This window comes from Pseudomonas pichavaramensis, assembly GCF_050473265.1.
In the GTDB taxonomy this organism is placed as follows: domain Bacteria; phylum Pseudomonadota; class Gammaproteobacteria; order Pseudomonadales; family Pseudomonadaceae; genus Aquipseudomonas.
This window is the reverse complement of record NZ_JBJKFJ010000001.1, coordinates 686,288-705,098: the sequence shown is the minus strand read 5'-3', so window position 1 is coordinate 705,098 and position 18,811 is coordinate 686,288. Positions and strand designations below refer to the sequence as shown.

The following is an 18,811-nucleotide window of genomic DNA, read 5'->3' as shown; positions in this document are numbered from 1 at the left end:
GCAATTACCTCAGTTTCAACGTGGCCAGGCCGATCAGCACGAGAATCACGGTGATGATCCAGAAACGGACGATCACGCGCGGCTCAGGCCAGCCCTTGAGTTCAAAGTGATGATGGATCGGCGCCATGCGGAACACGCGCTTGCCGGTCAGCTTGAAGCTGGCGACCTGGATGATCACCGACAGGGTTTCCATGACGAACACGCCGCCCATGATGAACAGCACGATTTCCTGACGCACGATCACCGCGATTGTGCCCAGGGCGGCGCCCAGCGCCAGCGCGCCGACATCGCCCATGAACACCTGCGCCGGGTAGGTGTTGAACCACAGAAAGCCGAGGCCGGCACCGACCAGGGCGGCGCAGAACACGATCAACTCGCCCGAACCCGGCACGTAGGGAATCAGCAGGTATTCGGCAAAGTTCACGTTGCCCGACAGGTAGCAGAAGATGCCCAGCGCGCCACCGACCATCACCGTCGGCAGAATGGCCAGACCATCGAGGCCGTCAGTCAGGTTGACCGCGTTGCTCGAACCGACGATGACGAAGTAGGTCAGCACCACGAAGCCGATGCCCAACTGGATGCTCACGTCCTTGAGCAGCGGCAGGATCAGGGTGGTCTCCACCGGGTTCTGCGCAGTCATATAAAGGAAGAAAGCCGCGCCGAGGCCGAACACCGACTGCCAGAAGTATTTCCAGCGGCTCGGCAGGCCACGCGAGTTTTTCTCGATCACCTTGCGGTAGTCATCGACCCAGCCGATGGCGCCGAAGGCCAGGGTCACGGCCAGCACCACCCACACGTAACGGTTGGACAGGTCGGCCCAGAGCAGCGTGCTGACGGCAATAGCAGTCAGAATCAGCGCGCCGCCCATGGTTGGCGTGCCCTTCTTCGACAGGTGCGACTGCGGACCATCGTTGCGCACGGCCTGGCCGATCTGACGCACCTGCAGAGTGCGGATCATCCACGGCCCGAGCCACAGCGACAGCGCCAGGGCGGTCAGCACGCCGAGGATGCCGCGCAGGGTCAGGTACTGAAAGACCGCGAAGCCCTTGTGGAACTGTTGCAGGTACTCCGCCAGCAGCAGCAGCATTTAGTGACTCTCCCCAGCTACGCCACACAGCGCTGCCACGACCTTGTCCATGGCTGCGCTGCGTGATCCTTTGATTAGTAGTGTGCTGCCGGCCTGCTCGGCACGAAGCGCTGCGATCAGTTCGACCTGATCGGAAAAATGGCGACCTTTGACACCGAATTCTTCAACCGCATGGCGCATCAGCGGGCCGATGGCATACAGCGCATCGACCTTGCCGGCGGCGTGGCGACCGACGTCGCGATGACCCTGCTCGGCCCACTCACCCAGCTCGCCCATATCTCCAAGCACCAGAACGGTGCGACCGGAGAAGGCGGCGAGTATATCCACCGCCGCGCACATCGACACGGGATTGGCGTTGTAGCTGTCGTCGATCACTCGCACACCGTTGGCCGCGAGTTGCGCAACGGCGCGCCCCTTCACCGGCTGCAGGCTCTGCAAACCGTCGACCATGGCGTTTAGTGAGACACCCAGAGCGTGAGCCGCAGCGCAGGCAGCCAGGGCGTTGGCAACGTTATGCTCGCCCAGCAGGTTGAGCTGAATACGTGCACTGCCAGCCGGGCTGCGCAAGGTGAAGCCCTGACAGCCGCGCTCGTCGCGGGTCAGGTCAGTGCTGTGGAAGTCGGCACGGGTATCGCGCAGCGCGAAGCTGCACACCTGACGACCAGCAGCACGGCGCTGCCAGGTGGCGAAAGCCTTGTCATCCAGATTGAGGACGGCCACACCATCATTGGGCAGCCCCTCGAGAATTTCTCCCTTGGCTTCGACGATCTTTTCCGGACCGCCGAACTCGCCAACATGGGCATTGCCGGCATTGGTGATAATCGCCACCTGCGGCTTGGTCAGGCTGACGGTGTAGGCGATCTCGCCGACATGGTTGGCGCCCAGCTCGATCACCCCGGCGCGATGATCTGGCGCCAGTTCCAGCAAGGTCAGCGGCGCACCAAGATCATTGTTGAGGTTGCCACGAGTGGCCAACACCGCGCCGTCCAGGCCGGCACGCAGGATGGCCGCGAGCATTTCCTTGACGCTGGTCTTGCCACTGGAACCGGTCACAGCCGCCAGCGGGCCGGTAAAGGCCTGGCGATTCATCGCGCCCAGTTGCCCCAGCGCCAGGCGAGTATCGCTGACCAGCAATTGCGGCAGCGGTGCGTCCGTCACTTCGCGTTCGACCAATGCCGCGACCGCGCCCTTGGCGGCGACCTCGGCCAGATAGTCATGGCCGTCAAAGCGCGGCCCGGTCAGCGCCACGAACAACTGACCGGCGGCGATGCTGCGGCTGTCGGTGCCAACGGCGGAGAAAGCGACATCGGTGCCGACCAGCCGTGCATCCAGGTCACCTGCGACTTCGCTGAGCAGCCAGGGCTTAAGCATGGGCTGCCTCCCAGGCCGACAGGGCCTTGCTCGCTTCGCTGAGATCGGAGAACGGCTGACGTACGCCCATGATTTCCTGGTAGTCCTCGTGGCCTTTGCCAGCCAGCACCAGCACATCGGCGGCAGCGGCCTGGGCAATCAGGTTGGCGATGGCATCGCCACGGCCATGAACGAACTGCACCGCTTCCGGCTTAGCGAAACCGACGCGAATATCCTCGATGATCTGCGCCGGATCCTCGGTACGCGGGTTGTCGTCGGTCACCCACACCACGTCTGCCAGACGCTCGGCCACGGCAGCCATCAGCGGGCGTTTGCCGCGATCACGGTCACCGCCACAACCGAACAGGCAGACCAAGCGCCCTTCGACATGCGGGCGCATGGCTTGCAGCACTTTTTCCAGGGCGTCCGGTGTATGCGCGTAATCGACCACAACCAGCGGTTTGTCGCCGCCACCGAGGCGCTGCATACGGCCAGCCGGGCCTTGCAACTGCGGTAAGACCTTGAGAATTTCATCGAGGGCATAGTCCATGCCCAGCAATGCACCGACCACCGCGAGCAGGTTGCTCAGGTTGAAGCGACCCAGCAGGCTGCTACGCAGCACGCCTTCACCACGCGGCGTGACCAGACGTGCGCGCACGCCGTGGTCATCGAACTGTGCTTCGCTGCAATAAAGGTAGGCGGCACTGTCATCGAGGCTGTAGCCGATCAAACGCGACTCATGCGTCTGCGCGGCCAACTCGCGACCGAAGGCATCATCGAGGTTGATCACCCGGCAGCTCAGGTTCGGCCAGCTGAACAGCTTGGCCTTGGCGGCGCCATAAGCCTGCATGCTGCCGTGGTAATCCAGGTGATCACGCGACAGGTTGGTGAACACCGCCACGTCGAACTCCAGCGCTGCGACACGCCCCTGATCCAGACCATGGGAAGAAACCTCCATGGCGACGGCGCGTGCGCCGGCCTGTTTCAGCGCAGCCAGGGTGGCCTGCAGCCCGACCGGATCGGGCGTGGTGTGTTTGCCTTGCTCCAGCGCACCATGGAAGCCGTTACCCAGGGTGCCGACGATGCCGCACGGCTGGCCGAGCAGGTCGAGGGCCTGCGCCAGCAACTGGCTGACACTGGTCTTGCCATTGGTGCCCGTGATGCCGACCAGATGCAGGCCACGGCTCGGCTCACCATAGAAGCGTCCGGCGATGGCCGAAAGCTGGCCAGACAGGCCCCTGACCGGTACCAGCACGGCACTCTCGGCATGCATCTCGGCAGCGCCCTCGGCCTCGTAGGCAACCGCAGCCGCGCCACGGGCGATGGCGTCGACAATATGCACGCGGCCATCCTGCTGGGTGCCCGGCACGGCCAGGAACAGATCGCCCGGGCGCACTCTGCGGCTGTCCAGGGTCAGTTCACGAATCAGTACGCTGCCATCGGCTGCCGGCAACAATTGCGAGAGCGGCATGGGCATCAGTTACGCCCTCCTTGTGCAACGGCAACCGCCTTTTTCTCATCTTCGGCCGGCAGGTTGTCTGGCGCGATGTTCATCAAGCGCAGCGACCCAGCCATTACCCGGCTGAACACAGGTGCGGAGATGAGGCCACCGTAATAGGCGCCCTTGCCAGGTTCATCGATCACCACGACCAAGGCGATACGCGGATCCTGAGCCGGCGCGAATCCGGCGAACAACGAACGGTAGGAGTTGGTCTGGTAGCCCTTGGCACCGGCATTGGTCTTGCGCGCCGTACCACTCTTGCCCGCCACGTGATAGCCGGGCACCTGAGCACGGAAAACACCTCGCGGCGCCTCGATAACCTGCTGCAACATGCCTTGCAGGGTCTTGGCCACGTCGGCCGGCACAACCTGCATCGCGCTGGGTTTCTCGTCCACACGAATCATCGACAGCGGCGTCATGCCACCACCGTTGGCCAGCGCGGCATAGGCGTGCGCCAGCTGTACCGCGGTAACCGAAAGGCCGTAGCCGTAGGACAACGTGGCGGTTTCCGCCTCACGCCATTTGCGATGATTGGGCAGGTTGCCCACGCGCTCACCCGGGAAGCCCAGCCCGGTATCACGACCGAAGCCCAGCTGACTGAACGCCTGATACAGCTGCTCTCCGCCAACATCGAAGGCGACCTTGCTCATGCCCACGTTACTGGAGTTGATCAGAATGCCGGTCAGATCCAGCGCCGGTCCCTGGGTATGGGACACGTCGCGAATGGTGTAACGGCCAATCTGCAGCGTACCGTTGCCGACCTGAACAATATCGCTGGGTTTCCAGCGACCCGTTTCAAGCGCAGCAGCCATCGACAGCGGTTTGATGGTGGAACCGGGCTCGAACACGTCGATCATGGCGCGATTGCGCATGGCCGCGGGGGTCAGGCTACGGCGATTGTTGGGGTTGTAGGTGGGATGGTTGACCATGGCCAACACTTCGCCAGTCTTGACGTCGACCATCACCAGGCTGCCGGCCTTGGCATCGTTCTCCAGCAGCGCATTGCGCAGCTCGCGGTGGGCCAGGTATTGCAGACGCAGGTCGATGGACAGGGCCAGGGCCTTGCCAGCCTTGGCGTTCTGCGCCACCTGCACATCCTTGATCAGTTTGCCGCGACGATCCTTGAGCACCTGACGCTTGCCCGGTACGCCAGCCAGCCAGTCCTCGTAGGCCAGTTCCATGCCTTCACGACCGCGATCGTCAATATCGGTGAAGCCGACCACATGGGCCGCGACTTCGCCGGCCGGGTAGAAACGGCGGAATTCCTCGATGGCATAAACGCCCGGCACCTTGAGATCCAGTACGCTCTGCCCCTTTTCAGGTGTGAGGCCACGCACCAGATACATGAACTCGCGTTCCTTGTTCTGCTCCAGGCGCTTGGTAAAGTCGGCCGAGTCCTGCCCCAGTGCGGCGGCCAACGCAGGCCATTGCTCACGCCCAGCCTGCAACTCCTTGCCGTTGGCCCAGAGCGTGGTCACTGGCGTGCTGACGGCCAGCGGCTCGCCATTACGGTCGGTGATCAAGCCGCGATGCGCAGGAATCGGGATATGACGCACGCTACGCGCATCACCATGCGCCTTGAGGAAGTCGTGATCGAGCACCTGCAGATCGAGCATGCGCCAGGCAATGGCCGCTACCATCAGGGCGAGCAGCGCCAGCACCAGTCGGAAGCGCCAGGGATAGAGTGCGCCTTCGAGACCGATCATGGTCGCACCATACGTACGGCGGCAGGGTCGGGGATGTGCATCTTAAGCTGCTCACTGGCCAACGCCTCGATGCGGTTGTGCGCCGTCCAGGTACTTTGCTCGAGAATCAACCGGCCCCATTCGGCCTGGGCCTTGTCGCGCACACTCAGCTCACCGTACAACTCGTTGAGCAGCAGGCGATTCCAGTGCGCGCTGTACGACACGGCCACGGCAGAAACCAGCACGGCGATGAACAACAGCAGCATCAGGAAGCTGCCGCTGGGCATGGACTTGATGAGCCGGCGGTTCACCGCAACTTCTCCGCAATGCGCATCACCGCGCTGCGCGAGCGCGGGTTGGCCTTGAGCTCTGCCTCACCGGCGTAGACCGGCTTGCCGATCAGCTTGAGGCGCGGCTCGAAGGCCTTCGGAATGATCGGCAGATCGCGCGGCAGCTTGTCTGCCTCGCCCTTGGCCTGGCGCTTCATGAATTGCTTGACGATGCGGTCTTCCAACGAGTGGAAGCTGATCACCACCAGACGACCGCCTACTTCCAGTGCTTCAAGAGCAGCCTCGAGGCCACGCTCCAGATCACCGAGTTCGTTGTTAACGAAGATGCGGATGCCCTGGAATGCGCGCGTCGCCGGATTCTTGCCTTTTTCCCAGGCGGGATTGGCCTCGGTCAGGACTTTCGCCAGATCGGCGGTGCGGGTGAAAGGCTGTTCGGCACGGCGCTGTACGACTGCACGCGCCATACGCCTGGCGAAGCGTTCCTCACCGTAATCTTTCATCACGCGGGCTATTTCGTCTTCGTCCGCCGTGGCGATCCAGTCAGCCGCGCTCACGCCGGAGTCCGGATTCATGCGCATGTCCAGCGGGCCGTCATTGAGGAAGCTGAAGCCGCGCTCAGGATCGTCCAGTTGCGGCGAGGACACGCCAAGATCCAGCAGGATGCCGCAGACCTTGCCGGAAAGGCCGCGGACAACAGCCTCGTCGCCAAGTTCCGCAAAACTGCGCTGCACAACGACAAAGCGGCCGTCTTCGGCCGCCAGTGCTTCCCCGGTAGCTATTGCCAGGGGATCTTTATCGAATCCCAACAGCCGCCCATCTGGCCCGAGTTTCTGCAGGATCAACCGGCTGTGCCCGCCACGCCCGAACGTGCCATCCATATAGCAACCATCACCGCGCACGGCGAGCCCCTCGACGGCTTCGTCGAGCAGCACGGTGATATGGCGGTAGGCGGTATCGGTCATGGTCACAGGATCAAGTCACGCAAGTCATCGGAAAGAGCACCCGGCTGCTTGATGGCAGCCAGGTCGGCTTCGGCTACGGCATTCCAGGAGTCTTCATCCCAGAGCTGGAACTTGTTCAGCTGGCCAACGAGCATCGCCCGCTTGTCCAACTTGGCGTATTCGCGCAAACGCGGCGGCACCAGGAAGCGGCCACTGGCATCGAGCTCGAGATCGACAGCGTTACCGATCAGCAAACGCTGCAGGCGACGGTTCTCTTCACGAAAGGAAGCCAACTCGCGCAGCTTGTTCTCGATCAGCTCCCACTCGGCCAGGGGATAGACGCAAAGACAGGGATCGACGGCATCGATGGTCACGATAAGCTGGCCACCACAACGCGCAACGAGCTCATCACGATACCGACTCGGCATCGCGAGGCGCCCTTTGGCGTCGAGACTGATGGCGTTTGCTCCGCGAAACACGGCTGCGCTTCCCCTGTAATTAGCTTTCCATGCCCAAAAAAACCCACTTCATGCCACTTCCCACCACTTGCGCACACTATAGGAACGCGCACGCCCCACCGTCAAGGCGCGCCAGAAGGGAAAAATCCTTACAGGACGGAGATTTAGCGAACGAAAGCGAGGGGAAAAGCGATATAGGAAGAGCTATTCGACAGGCAAAACTCAGCCACAGCAGCAAGCTGAAATTCAAACTTAAAGTAATTTCTTAAGAGTAAGACTTTTTCGGCATCAGACGAGCGGGAGCTAGAAGCGCAGCGCGAGGAAGAAAGGAGGAGAGTCGATCTGTAAGCCGGGTTCTGTCGAGGACAGTCATTCCTCTACGGCGTACATCACTGCACGCCTTTAGCAACCTACCCGGTTCCAGCGCGGGCCACGCCAATGGAACCCTATTTGGTCTTGCTCCGAGTGGGGTTTACCTAGCCACGGACTGTTACCAGCCGTGCGGTGCGCTCTTACCGCACCTTTTCACCCTTACCGGCGCCGAAGCACTTAGGCGGTTATTTTCTGCGGCACTTTCCGTAGGCTCACGCCCCCCAGGCGTTACCTGGCACTCCGCCCTATGGAGCCCGGACTTTCCTCCCCCCCGTTTCGCGGAACGAAACAAGGCAGCGACTGTCCGATCGACTCTCCGCCGACAAGGGTACCGACAGGCGCCGCCAAGAACAAGCTCGGCGCTTACCCCTGACGCTGCAAAGCCGCCTGATAAAGCAGATTCTTGCGCACGCCGGTGATCTCCGCCGCCAGCGCTGCCGCGCGCTTGAGCGGCATTTCCGCCAGCAGCAGATCGAGCACTCGCAGCGCTTCAGCACTGACCGCCTCCTCGCCCTCCGGCGCCTGCCAACCTGCCACCAGCACCACGCACTCGCCACGCTGCTGGTTGCTGTCCGCCGCCACCCAATCGCACAACTCGGCCAACGGCAACCCCTTGAGCGTCTCGAAGGTCTTGGTCAGCTCGCGCGCCAGCAGCGCCGGGCGCTCGTCACCGAACACATCGCGCATATCCTGCAGACACTCGAGAATACGGTGCGGCGCCTCGTAGAAGATCAGCGTACGTGGCTCTTCGCGAACCTGCTCGAGGCGCGAGCGGCGTCCCGCTGCCTTGGCCGGCAGAAAGCCTTCAAAGATAAAACGATCCGACGGCAACCCGGCCGCGGAAAGCGCAGCTATCAGCGCACAGGCGCCAGGCACCGGCACTACCGGAAAGCCTGCGGCGCGCACCTGACGAACCAGATGAAAGCCCGGATCGGAAATCAGCGGTGTACCCGCATCGGAGATCAACGCGACATCCTCTCCGGCCTCCAGCCGAGCAAGAAAACGCCCTCCCTGCTCACGCTCATTGTGTTCGTGACAAGCCGCCAGCGGTGTCTGGATACCGAAGTGCTGCATCAGCCTGGCTGAGTGACGCGTGTCTTCGGCGGCGATCAACGCCACTTCGCGCAGAATGCGCAACGCCCGCGCACTGATGTCATCCAGATTGCCAATTGGCGTGGCAACCACATAAAGGCTGCCGGGCTGGACGCTGGTAACGGCGGACTGACTCACGGATAACACCTCGTAAATTGAAAGAGCGCTCATTCTAGCCGCTTACGGCCCAGCGGCATCGCACCATCCTTGGCGCTTGGGTACAATCGCCGCTTGTTTTGCTCAAGTATCAGGATGACCCGATGATCGCTAGTCTGCGCCCTCTTTCCGCCATCTTCCTGGCCGGCATGCTTGCGGCATGCGCCAGCTCGCCCAACAACGGCCTGGGTGAACTGCCACGCACGCCCAAGGCCAGCATTGAGCAGATGCTGCAACAAGCGACCGAGAGCAAGCCCGAACAAGCCGCCCTGCTGCGCCTGTCCGCTGCCGACCAAGCCTATCAGCAGAATGATGTGGCCGGCTCGGCACGCATTCTTGAGCAGATCGACCTGTCCAGCTTGCAACCTGCCCAGCAGATCTTTGCCAGCACCCTGAAGGCAGAGCTGGCAATGGCGCGCAAGCAGCCCAAGAGCGCACTGAAAGCCCTGCAGCACCCCAGCCTCGAGCGCTTGGGCGAACTGCCCGTCGAGCAGCAGACTCGCACCCAACTGGTGCGCGCGCGCGCACTGGAAGCCGATGGCCAAGCTCTGGCAGCCGCTCGCGAGCGCGTATTCATTGCGCCACTGCTGAGCGGTCAGGCGGCGACCGAGAATCATGAGAAAATCTGGGATCTGGTTTCCTCTCTACCAGAGCAGGCTTCCGCAGGCGCCGACGCCGACCTGGCTGGCTGGCTGGAACTGGCCCGCGTGACCAAGGGCGCCGGCACACTCGAACAACAGCAAAGCGCCATCGACCAGTGGGTTGCACAGAACCCGCAGCATCCGGCAGCGACACAGCTCCCGGAAGCCTTGGTCAAGCTACGCGAGCTGGCCAGCCAACCACTGACTCGCATCGCCCTGCTGCTGCCGCAGGAAGGCCAACTGGCCAGCGTGGCCCGCGCCCTGCGCGACGGCTTCCTCGCAGCTCATTACGAGGCACAACAGGCCGGCCAGACCCCACCGGACATCAAGCTTTACGACAGCGCCCGCATCGGTTCGCTGGAGGCCTTCTACCAGCAAGCGCAGGCCGACGGTGTGCAATTGGTGGTCGGCCCCCTGGAGAAGCCACTGGTCAAGCAGCTCAGCGATCGTGAGCAACTGCCGATCACCACCCTGGCACTGAACTACAGCGATGCCGGCCAGGAAGGCCCCGCACAGCTGTTCCAGTTCGGCCTGGCAGCAGAAGACGAAGCACGTGAAGTGTCCCGACGCGCCTGGAGCGACGGCATGCGCCGCGCGGTGGCCCTGGTACCGGCCGGCGAGTGGGGCGACCGCGTTCTGGATGCCTTCCGCCAGAGCTGGCAGGCCCAGGGCGGCACGCTGATCGCCGCCGAACACGTGGATCAGCCCGTCGAGCTGGCACGCCAGATCGCCGACCTGTTCCAGTTGCGCGAGAGCGAAGCCCGCGCCCGCCGCTTGCAAAACACCCTGGGCAGCAGCGTCGACGCACTGCCGGCACGCCGCCAGGACATCGACTTCATCTTCCTCGCCGCGACACCGCAGCAGGCGCAGCAGATCAAGCCGACCCTGGCCTTCCAGTACGCCGGCGACGTACCGGTCTATGCCACGTCCCACCTGTTCACCGGCACGCACAGCCAAGCTCAGTATCAGGACCTGGAAGGCATTCGCTTCTGCGAGACGCCGTGGCTGCTGGATACTCACGCCCCGCTGCGCCAGGAGGTCACCCAGCAATGGCCGCAAGCAGGCGGCAGCCTGGGCCGCCTGTACGCAATGGGCGTGGACGCCTACCGCCTGGCGCCGCGACTGGGCCAGCTCAAGGCACTGCCGGAATCGCGCATTGATGGGCTCTCCGGCTCCCTGAGCCTCAACCAGGCTCAACGCGTAGAACGCCAACTGCCTTGGGCCGAGTTCCGCGGCGGTCAGGTCCAGCGTCTTCCCGAAAGCCTCAATTGAGCGCCCACAACGACCTTGGACGAGCCGCCGAGCAGGCGGCTCGCCAGCATCTGGAACGCAATGGCCTGCGCCTGATCGAAGAGAACTGGAGCTGTCGCCGTGGCGAGCTTGATCTGGTCATGCTCGATGGCGATACAGTAGTATTCGTCGAAGTCCGCGCCCGCCGTCACAGCGCCTGGGGCGGCGCCCTGGAGAGTATCGATGCGCGCAAGCGCGGCAAGCTGGTGATCGCCGCCGAACTCTTCCTCCAGCAACAGTCTCGCTGGGCCCGCCACCCCTGCCGCTTCGACGTGGTCGCCATCAGTACTGAGGGCCCCACTCGCCTCGACTGGATCAAGAACGCTTTCGATGCCTGACAGCCGTACATTCAAGGTTTAACCGATGGACATGCAATCCCGAATCCGCCAGCTCTTCCAAGCCAGCATCGACACCAAGCAACAGGCCATGGAAGTCCTGGCACCTTACATCGAGCACGCCAGCCTGATCATGGTTCAGGCCCTGCTCAATGAAGGAAAGATTCTCTCCTGCGGTAACGGCGGCTCAGCCGGCGATGCCCAGCACTTCTCCTCCGAACTGCTCAACCGCTTCGAACGTGAGCGCCCCAGCCTGCCGGCCGTGGCGCTGACGACCGACAGCTCGACCATCACCTCGATCGCCAACGATTACAGCTACAACGAGATCTTCTCCAAGCAGATTCGCGCCCTAGGCCAACCGGGCGACGTACTGCTGGCGATTTCGACCAGCGGCAACTCAGCGAATGTCATCCAGGCCATTCAAGCTGCCCATGATCGCGAGATGACCGTTGTCGCTCTGACCGGCCGCGATGGTGGCGGCATGGCTTCACTGTTGCTGCCGGAAGATGTGGAAATCCGCGTTCCAGCCAAAGTCACCGCACGCATTCAGGAAGTCCACCTACTGACTATCCACTGCCTGTGCGACCTGATCGACAGTCAACTGTTTGGGAGTGAAGAATGAAGCGTTTCGCCCTGATCCTGGCCACCCTGGCCGTTACCCTGAGCCTGGCAGGCTGCGGCAGCCGCAGCATTGGCAACAAGATCGATGATCAGTTCCTCGGTCCGGACGTTGCCACGAGCATCAGCAACGCCCATGCCGACCTGTCCAGCCCCACCTCGCGGATTATCGTCACGGCTTACAATGGCGTCATTCTGATTGCCGGCCAGACACCGCGCAGCGAACTGAAAGATCTCGCCGCCCAGCGCGCCCGCAACGTCAGGGGCGTGAAGAAGATCTACAACGAGCTGCAGGTTCAGCAGCCCGCCTCGCTGCTCGCGCGCAGCAACGACTCCCTGCTGACCAGCAAGATCAAGACGCAAATGCTGGCTGACAGCAGCGTGCCGAGCACCAAGATCAAGGTCATCACCGAGAACGGTATCGTCTACATGCTCGGCGTGGTCAATCGCAGCGAGGCCAATGCAGCCACCGCCGTTGTGCAGGGCGTATCGGGCGTACAGAAAGTGGTGCGCCTGTTCGAGTACACCAACTAAACGTCAGCACACTCCATGAAAAGGGCGCCCTCGGGCGCCCTTTTCGTTGCTACTTGACCACTTTCAGACTTGGTCGACCGCTCGGACGCGGCGGCTCACCGCCCGACGGACCATCGTCATCCGGCCCCTCCGGGCCACCCGCAACCGGCGGCTCCATGTCGAACACCATGCCTTGCCCGTTTTCCCGCGCATAAATCGCCAGAATGGCGGCAGACGGGATGTAGAGCGTATGCGCCACACCGCCAAAACGCCCCTCGAAGCTGACGGCCTCGTTGTCCATGTGCAAGTGACGTACAGCACTGGGGGAAGCATTCAACACGATCTGTCCGTCACTGGAAAAACCTGGCGGCACCTGCACGCCTGGGAATTCAGCATTGACCAGCAGATGCGGCGTGCAATCGTTGTCGACGATCCACTCGTACAGAGCACGGACCATATAGGGACGACTGGAATTCATGGTTACCCTCCTTCTCAGCGCATTGCGCGCTCGACAGCGGAAAGACTGGCCTGAAAGGCCTCACGGGCGAACTGACGCTCCATATAGTCGAGCAATGGCTTCGCCGGACGCGGCAGCTCGATACCCAGCACCGGCAAACGCCAGAGGATGGGCAGCAGGCAGCAATCCACCAGGCTCAACTCATCGCTTAGAAAGAACGCCTTGTCAGCGAACAGCGGCGAAACCCCGGTCAGGCTCTCGCGCAGCTCCTTGCGTGCCAGCTGGCGCTCGGCCTCCTTGCTGCGCTTGTCGAGAATACGATCGACCAGCGCGCACCAGTCGCGCTGAATACGATGCATCAGCAGACGACTATTGGCCCTTGCCACGGGATAGACAGGCAACAAGGGGGGATGCGGATAACGCTCGTCCAGGTACTCCATCACCACAGACGATTCGTACAGCGCCAAGTCCCTATCAGCCAGGGTAGGCAGAGTACCGTAGGGGTTGAGCTCCGCGAGCTTGGGCGGGCATCGGCCCTGCTCGACATCGATGATCTCGACGCTGACACCTTTCTCGGCGAGCACCAGACGCACGCGATGGGAATAGTGGTCGGCGGGGTCGGAGTAGCAGGTCAACCTATTGGTCACCGCCATGGCGATCCTCCTCGCTTTTTTAGATTTTCCAGAAACACGAAAGAATAGTCAGGGGCAGTTTTGAAACCGCAACAACCAAAGCCTGGCCATAAAGCAAAACGATCCTGAGCAATCCTGGTACCTCGCTGACGACACTCCGAAGAGATGCGCCAGGATAAAACACAAAAACCTGCGCGCCCGTCAGGACGCGCAGGTTCGAGGCGAAGCGGAACGACTTAGTGCACGTCTTTCCAGTACTCGCGCTTGAGCAGGTAGGCGAACACGAAGAAGAACGCCAAGTACAGCAGCACGTAGGTGCCGATGCGCTGGGACTTCAGCTTGACCGGGTTGGCCGAATAAGCCAGGAAGGTCACCAGGTTCTTGATCTTCTCATCGAACTCGGCCTCGCTCAGCGTGCCGGTATTCGGCTCGATGGTCAGCTGATCACAAGCTTCGTGAGTGATCGGCGCACCGGTCAGCGGATCGAACTGCTTCTTGCCATCGGTCACGACCTGAACCTGCTTGCAACCAATGACCTGGTTACCTTGCAGGCCGACCAGGACGTTAGGCATACCGACGTTCGGGAACACCGTATTGTTGGCGCCCAGCGGACGAGTCGGATCCGCGTAGAAGCTGCGCAGGTAGGTATACAGCCAGTCGTTACCACGAACGCGAGCCACCAGAGTCAGGTCGGGCGGAGCCGCACCGAACCAGGCCTTGGCGTCATCAGGCTTCATGCCGATCTTCATGTGGTCACCGATCTTGGCATCGTTGAACACCAGATTTTCCAGCATGATTTCGTGAGGCACGCCGAGGTCGTCGGCAACACGCTCGTAACGCTGATACTTGGCCGAGTGGCAGCCCATGCAGTAGTTGGCGAACGTACGCGCACCGTCCTGCATGGCAGCCTTGTCGGTCAGATCGATGTCGACCTTGTCCAGGTGCACCTCATGACCGCCGGCAGCGAAACCGAGAGCCGGCAATGCAGCGAAAACAAATGCAGCAAATAGCTTTTTCATCAGCCCGTCACCCTTTCCGGAACCGGTTTGGTCTTCTCCATCCTGGTGTAGAACGGCATCAGGATGAAGTACGCGAAGTACAGGATGGTGCACACCTGCGACAGCAGGGTACGACCCGGAGTCGGTGCCAATACACCCAGCACGCCGAGGATGACGAAGGAAATGCAGAACACCAGCAGCCAGATCTTGCTCATCCAGCCCTTGTAGCGCATGGACTTGACCGGGCTACGGTCCAGCCACGGCAGGACGAACAGCACAGCAATCGCAGCACCCATGGCGATTACGCCCAGCAGCTTGTCCGGTACGGCGCGCAGAATCGCGTAGAACGGCGTGAAGTACCAAACCGGAGCGATATGGTCAGGGGTCTTGAACGGGTTGGCCGCCTCGAAGTTCGGTTTCTCGAGGAAGTAACCGCCCATTTCCGGGAAGAAGAACACCACGAAGCAGAACACGAACAGGAAGACCACTACGCCGACGATGTCCTTGACGGTGTAGTACGGGTGGAACGGGATACCGTCGAGCGGAATGCCGTTCTCGTCCTTCTTCTTCTTGATCTCGACGCCATCCGGGTTGTTCGAACCCACTTCGTGCAGCGCCAGAATGTGCAGCACGACGAGGCCGAGCAGCACGATCGGCAGCGCGATCACATGCAGGGCGAAGAAGCGGTTCAGGGTGATGCCGGAGATCAGGTAGTCACCGCGGATCCACTGGGTCAGGTCATCGCCGATTACAGGGATGGCACCGAACAGCGAGATGATCACCTGGGCGCCCCAGTAGGACATCTGACCCCATGGCAGCAGGTAGCCCATGAAGGCCTCGGCCATCAGGCACAGGTAGATCAGCATGCCGAAGATCCACACCAGCTCACGAGGCTTCTGGTAGGAGCCATAAAGCAGGCCGCGGAACATGTGCAGGTATACCACCACGAAGAACGCCGAAGCGCCAGTGGAGTGCAGGTAGCGGATGATCCAGCCGTACTCCACGTCGCGCATGATGTACTCGACGGAAGCGAAGGCCTCTTCGGCGGACGGGGTGAAGCTCATGGTCAGCCAGACACCGGTGAGGATCTGATTGACCAGCACCAGCAGCGCCAGGGAGCCGAAGAAATAGAAGAAGTTGAAGTTCTTCGGTGCGTAGTACTTGGAGAGATGGTCTTCCCACATCTTGGTGGCGGGGAAGCGCGCATCCACCCATTCCATGAATTTGCTCATCAGGCGTTCTCCTGGTCCACACCGATGACGATCACGTCATCCGTCTCGTAGCTGTACGGCGGTACTGGCAGGTTCAACGGAGCCGGCTGAGCCTTGTAGACCCGCCCGGCGAGGTCATAACGAGAACCATGGCAAGGGCAGAAATAACCACCGACCCACTCAGCCCCCAGGTCAGCCGGCGCCACTTCCGGACGGAAGGACGGCGAACAGCCCAGGTGAGTGCAAAGACCTACCAGGACCAGCAGCTCAGGCTTGATCGAGCGAGTTTTCTTGTCCACGTACTCCGGCTGCACGGACGCAGCGGACTCGGGATCAGCGACACTGCCTTCGATCTTGCTCAGATTGGCCAGGATCTCTTCGGTGCGGCGCACGATGAATACCGGTTGACCGCGCCATTCAGCAACCATCTGCTGACCAGCCTCGATCTTGCCGACGTTCACCTTCACCGGTGCACCGGCCGCCTTGGCCTTGGCACTGGGGAACCATGACCCCACAAACGGAGTCGCAGCACCTACCGCTCCTGCTGCACCCACCACGGAAGTGGCTGCAACCAGGAAGCGACGCCGGCCTGCATTCACGCCGTCATTGCTCATTCAGTCGTCTCCCATCAGCTTTGTGGCCTGTTGTTCAGGCCTCTACTAAGTAAAAATCGGGCCGCGCAAAAAATTCGCCAAATGGTAAAGAAAAGCCCCTTTTCTGACAAGGTAATTACCCCCGAAGAGCCAGGCGAAAGCCTTGACAGGCGCGGCTTACGGGCATGCGGCACGTTGTCGCATCACTTTGCCATACCCATAAAAAACGCCCAGCTCCGTAAGGAAACTGGGCGCTTTTGGAAGCGTAGTCGCGATTAACGCTTCGAGTACTGCGGACGCTTACGCGCTTTGCGCAGACCGACTTTCTTACGCTCGACTTCACGGGCATCACGAGTGACGTAACCAGCTTTACGCAGCGGGCTGCGCAGGGTTTCGTCGTACTCGATCAGAGCGCGGGTGATGCCGTGACGGATGGCACCGGCTTGACCGCTGACACCACCACCAGCAACGGTGACGAAGATGTCGAACTTCTCGACAGTCTCGGTCAGCTCCAGCGGCTGACGCACGACCATGCGAGCGGTTTCGCGACCGAAGAAGGTATCCAGGTTGCGATTGTTGATCGAGATGTTACCAGTGCCCGGACGCAGGAAAACGCGCGCGGTTGCGGTCTTGCGACGGCCAGTGCCGTAGTTTTGAGTCGCCGACATAATGAACTATTCCGTTAAATCTTCAGTTCTTGGGGCTGCTGAGCGGTGTGCGGGTGAGCGGCACCCTTGTACACCTTCAGCTTACGATACATGTCGCGACCCAGCGGGTTCTTCGGCAGCATGCCTTTGACCGCGGTCTCGATCACGCGCTCAGGAGCACGAGCGATCAGCTTCTCGAAGTTGATCTCTTTGATGCCGCCCGGGAAACCGGAGTGGGAGTAGTACTTCTTGTCGCTGGCTTTGGCGCCAGTTACACGCACCTGTTCAGCGTTGATCACGACGATGTAGTCGCCGGTATCAACGTGCGGGGTGTACTCAGGCTTGTGCTTGCCACGCAGACGGCTCGCGATTTCGGTGGCCAGACGACCCAGGGTCTGACCAGCAGCATCAACGACGAACCAATCGCGTTTTACTGTTTCCGGTTTAGCAGTAAAAGTTTTCATTCTTTATAGCCTCAGGGGCCGCCCAGCAAAAATAGACGGCGGATCTTACTGGATAGTGCGTACTTTGACAAGTCAAAGGCAGCCGTATACGGACGCTATCGGGGGCTCGGGTCAGCGCGTCCACGATACGGCAAGATTCTTCGGCAGGCGGCGCATCACTTCCACCGCAGAAAGAGGTGCCGGATTATCCTGATTGCGAAAAAAATTTCAACCTGCTTGTATGAGTCTTTTGCCAAAGGAGTACTCCATGGAATACCGCAAGCTAGGCCGAACCGATCTCGATGTCAGCGCACTGTGCCTGGGCACCATGACCTGGGGCGAGCAGAACAGCGAGAGCGAAGGCCATGCCCAGATCGAACGGGCCAAGGCCAGCGGCATCAATTTCATCGATACCGCCGAGATGTACCCAGTACCGCCGCGCGCCGAGACCTACAGCAAGACCGAACAGATCATCGGCAGCTACTTCAAACAGCGCGGCGATCGCGCCGACTGGATTCTGGCCAGCAAGATCGCCGGCCCCGGCAACGGCATCAGCCACATCCGCGACGGCCAGCTGGAGTTCAATCGCCAGCACATCGTGGCCGCACTGGATGCCAGCCTGAAACGCCTGCAGACCGACTGGATCGACTTGTACCAGTTGCACTGGCCAGAGCGTCCGACCAACTTCTTCGGTCAACTCGGCTACAAGCACCAGGACACGGACTTCACGCCACTGCAAGAAACCCTTGAGGTGCTCGACGAGCAGGTCAAAGCCGGCAAGATTCGCCACATCGGCCTGTCCAACGAAACGCCCTGGGGCACCATGAAGTTCCTGCAGTTGGCCGAGAGTCGCGGCCTGCCGCGCGCGGTGTCGATCCAGAATCCCTACAACCTGCTCAACCGCAGTTTCGAAGTAGGCCTGGCGGAAATCGCGATTCGCGAACAGTGCGGGCTGCTGGCCTACTCGCCTCTGGCATTCGGCATGCTCAGCGGCAAGTACGAAGGCGGTGCACGCCCCGAGGGCGCACGCATCAGCCTGTTCAGTCGCTTCACCCGCTACGCCAACCCACAAACGCTGTCAGCCTGTTCACGCTACGTGGCTCTTGCTCGCGAGCATGGTCTCGACCCGGCTCAGATGGCGCTGGCTTTTGTCACCGCACAGCCGTTCGTGACCAGCAATATCATCGGCGCTACCAGCCTGCAGCAACTGGACAGCAACCTGGCCAGCGCCGAGCTGAAGCTCTCCGAAGAAGTGCTGGCGGGCATCGAAGCGATTCACAAGGCGCAACCCAACCCGGCGCCCTGATGGACAGGTCGCCCGGATTTCATCCGGGCGACGCACTGGCACGGATAGTCTTTGCAGGGTGCGCCATGCTCACCAATGACGCTGGCACCGGCATTTCGGTGCGCACAGCGCACCCTATGCAGCCCTATCCTGACGCTTAACCGACTGACATACCCCGTAGCCCGGATGCAATCCGAGGATTGACTGAACCATGCC

Annotated in this window: 20 protein-coding genes and 1 other RNA gene; 5 read left to right on the top strand and 16 right to left on the bottom strand. The window is 61.5% G+C overall.

All coding sequences use genetic code 11. The features are described from left to right. Nucleotides 1-4: 4 nt before the first annotated feature. From mraY to rsmI, 9 genes are all read right to left on the bottom strand, one after another. The gene (mraY, locus tag ACJRW5_RS03190) at nt 5-1,087 is read right to left on the bottom strand and encodes a phospho-N-acetylmuramoyl-pentapeptide-transferase (protein ID WP_484569071.1); all 1,083 of its coding nucleotides are present in this window, start codon (nt 1,085-1,087) and stop codon (nt 5-7) included. Then, nucleotides 1,088-2,458, bottom strand: coding sequence for a UDP-N-acetylmuramoyl-tripeptide--D-alanyl-D-alanine ligase (locus ACJRW5_RS03185; RefSeq protein WP_484569070.1), 1,371 nt, complete (start codon nt 2,456-2,458; stop codon nt 1,088-1,090). Next, nucleotides 2,451-3,914, bottom strand: coding sequence for a UDP-N-acetylmuramoyl-L-alanyl-D-glutamate--2,6-diaminopimelate ligase (locus ACJRW5_RS03180; RefSeq protein WP_484569069.1), 1,464 nt, complete (start codon nt 3,912-3,914; stop codon nt 2,451-2,453). Before ACJRW5_RS03180 ends, ACJRW5_RS03185 begins: the two co-directional genes overlap by 8 nt. Then, entirely contained in the window at nt 3,914-5,644 is a 1,731-nt protein-coding gene (locus ACJRW5_RS03175; RefSeq protein ID WP_484569068.1) for a peptidoglycan D,D-transpeptidase FtsI family protein, read from the bottom strand. Before ACJRW5_RS03175 ends, ACJRW5_RS03180 begins: the two co-directional genes overlap by 1 nt. Then, nucleotides 5,641-5,934 (bottom strand): cell division protein FtsL, encoded by a 294-nt coding sequence (gene ftsL / locus ACJRW5_RS03170; RefSeq protein WP_484569067.1) that lies wholly within the window; start codon nt 5,932-5,934, stop codon nt 5,641-5,643. The genes ACJRW5_RS03175 and ftsL overlap by 4 nt, the downstream gene beginning before the upstream one ends. Continuing rightward, nucleotides 5,931-6,875, bottom strand: a complete 945-nt coding sequence (gene rsmH, locus ACJRW5_RS03165) for a 16S rRNA (cytosine(1402)-N(4))-methyltransferase RsmH (RefSeq protein ID WP_484569066.1) — start codon at nt 6,873-6,875, stop codon at nt 5,931-5,933. The genes ftsL and rsmH overlap by 4 nt, the downstream gene beginning before the upstream one ends. Nucleotides 6,876-6,877: 2 nt before the next feature. Continuing rightward, the gene (gene mraZ / locus ACJRW5_RS03160) at nt 6,878-7,333 is read right to left on the bottom strand and encodes a division/cell wall cluster transcriptional repressor MraZ (RefSeq protein WP_047587012.1); all 456 of its coding nucleotides are present in this window, start codon (nt 7,331-7,333) and stop codon (nt 6,878-6,880) included. 308 nt (nt 7,334-7,641) lie between these two features. Further along, nucleotides 7,642-8,000, bottom strand: an RNA gene (gene rnpB / locus ACJRW5_RS03155) — RNase P RNA component class A. 47 nt (nt 8,001-8,047) lie between these two features. Continuing rightward, nucleotides 8,048-8,947, bottom strand: coding sequence for a 16S rRNA (cytidine(1402)-2'-O)-methyltransferase (gene rsmI, locus ACJRW5_RS03150; RefSeq protein WP_484569065.1), 900 nt, complete (start codon nt 8,945-8,947; stop codon nt 8,048-8,050). Between the two features lie 89 nt (nt 8,948-9,036). On the opposite strand from rsmI, the gene ACJRW5_RS03145 reads away from it, so the two are divergent. Genes ACJRW5_RS03145 through ACJRW5_RS03130 form a run of 4 tightly spaced genes read left to right on the top strand, consistent with a single transcriptional unit; the run spans nt 9,037 to nt 12,350 of the window. Continuing rightward, complete coding sequence (locus tag ACJRW5_RS03145; protein WP_484569064.1) at nt 9,037-10,845, top strand: penicillin-binding protein activator; 1,809 nt, start codon at nt 9,037-9,039, stop codon at nt 10,843-10,845. Next, nucleotides 10,842-11,201 (top strand): YraN family protein, encoded by a 360-nt coding sequence (locus ACJRW5_RS03140; RefSeq protein WP_484569063.1) that lies wholly within the window; start codon nt 10,842-10,844, stop codon nt 11,199-11,201. The genes ACJRW5_RS03145 and ACJRW5_RS03140 overlap by 4 nt, the downstream gene beginning before the upstream one ends. 25 nt (nt 11,202-11,226) lie before the next feature. Then, entirely contained in the window at nt 11,227-11,820 is a 594-nt protein-coding gene (locus ACJRW5_RS03135) for a phosphoheptose isomerase (RefSeq protein WP_484569062.1), read from the top strand. Then, nucleotides 11,817-12,350, top strand: a complete 534-nt coding sequence (locus ACJRW5_RS03130) for a BON domain-containing protein (RefSeq protein WP_484569061.1) — start codon at nt 11,817-11,819, stop codon at nt 12,348-12,350. Before ACJRW5_RS03135 ends, ACJRW5_RS03130 begins: the two co-directional genes overlap by 4 nt. A gap of 49 nt (nt 12,351-12,399) precedes the next feature. Here the strand turns inward: ACJRW5_RS03130 and ACJRW5_RS03125 are convergent, their stop codons facing one another. The 7 genes from ACJRW5_RS03125 to rplM form a co-directional block, all read right to left on the bottom strand. After that, complete coding sequence (locus ACJRW5_RS03125; protein ID WP_484569060.1) at nt 12,400-12,807, bottom strand: ClpXP protease specificity-enhancing factor; 408 nt, start codon at nt 12,805-12,807, stop codon at nt 12,400-12,402. 14 nt (nt 12,808-12,821) lie between these two features. Continuing rightward, nucleotides 12,822-13,439, bottom strand: coding sequence for a glutathione S-transferase N-terminal domain-containing protein (locus tag ACJRW5_RS03120; RefSeq protein ID WP_484569059.1), 618 nt, complete (start codon nt 13,437-13,439; stop codon nt 12,822-12,824). Between the two features lie 215 nt (nt 13,440-13,654). Continuing rightward, on the bottom strand, nt 13,655-14,437 hold the full coding sequence (locus tag ACJRW5_RS03115) for a cytochrome c1 (RefSeq protein WP_484569058.1): 783 nt from the start codon (nt 14,435-14,437) through the stop codon (nt 13,655-13,657). After that, nucleotides 14,437-15,648: a cytochrome b gene (locus ACJRW5_RS03110; protein WP_484569057.1), complete on the bottom strand. Its 1,212-nt coding sequence runs from the start codon at nt 15,646-15,648 to the stop codon at nt 14,437-14,439. The genes ACJRW5_RS03115 and ACJRW5_RS03110 overlap by 1 nt, the downstream gene beginning before the upstream one ends. After that, on the bottom strand, nt 15,648-16,241 hold the full coding sequence (gene petA / locus ACJRW5_RS03105) for a ubiquinol-cytochrome c reductase iron-sulfur subunit (protein ID WP_484569056.1): 594 nt from the start codon (nt 16,239-16,241) through the stop codon (nt 15,648-15,650). Before petA ends, ACJRW5_RS03110 begins: the two co-directional genes overlap by 1 nt. Nucleotides 16,242-16,495: 254 nt before the next feature. Next, entirely contained in the window at nt 16,496-16,888 is a 393-nt protein-coding gene (gene rpsI, locus ACJRW5_RS03100; protein WP_161864970.1) for a 30S ribosomal protein S9, read from the bottom strand. 14 nt (nt 16,889-16,902) lie between these two features. Then, nucleotides 16,903-17,331 carry a 50S ribosomal protein L13 gene (gene rplM / locus ACJRW5_RS03095; RefSeq protein WP_003242947.1) on the bottom strand — a complete coding sequence of 143 codons (429 nt, stop codon included), beginning with the start codon at nt 17,329-17,331 and terminating at the stop codon, nt 16,903-16,905. A gap of 247 nt (nt 17,332-17,578) precedes the next feature. Between rplM and ACJRW5_RS03090 the strand changes: the two genes are divergently transcribed. Further along, complete coding sequence (locus ACJRW5_RS03090) at nt 17,579-18,616, top strand: NADP(H)-dependent aldo-keto reductase (protein WP_484569055.1); 1,038 nt, start codon at nt 17,579-17,581, stop codon at nt 18,614-18,616. Nucleotides 18,617-18,811: the final 195 nt, after the last annotated feature.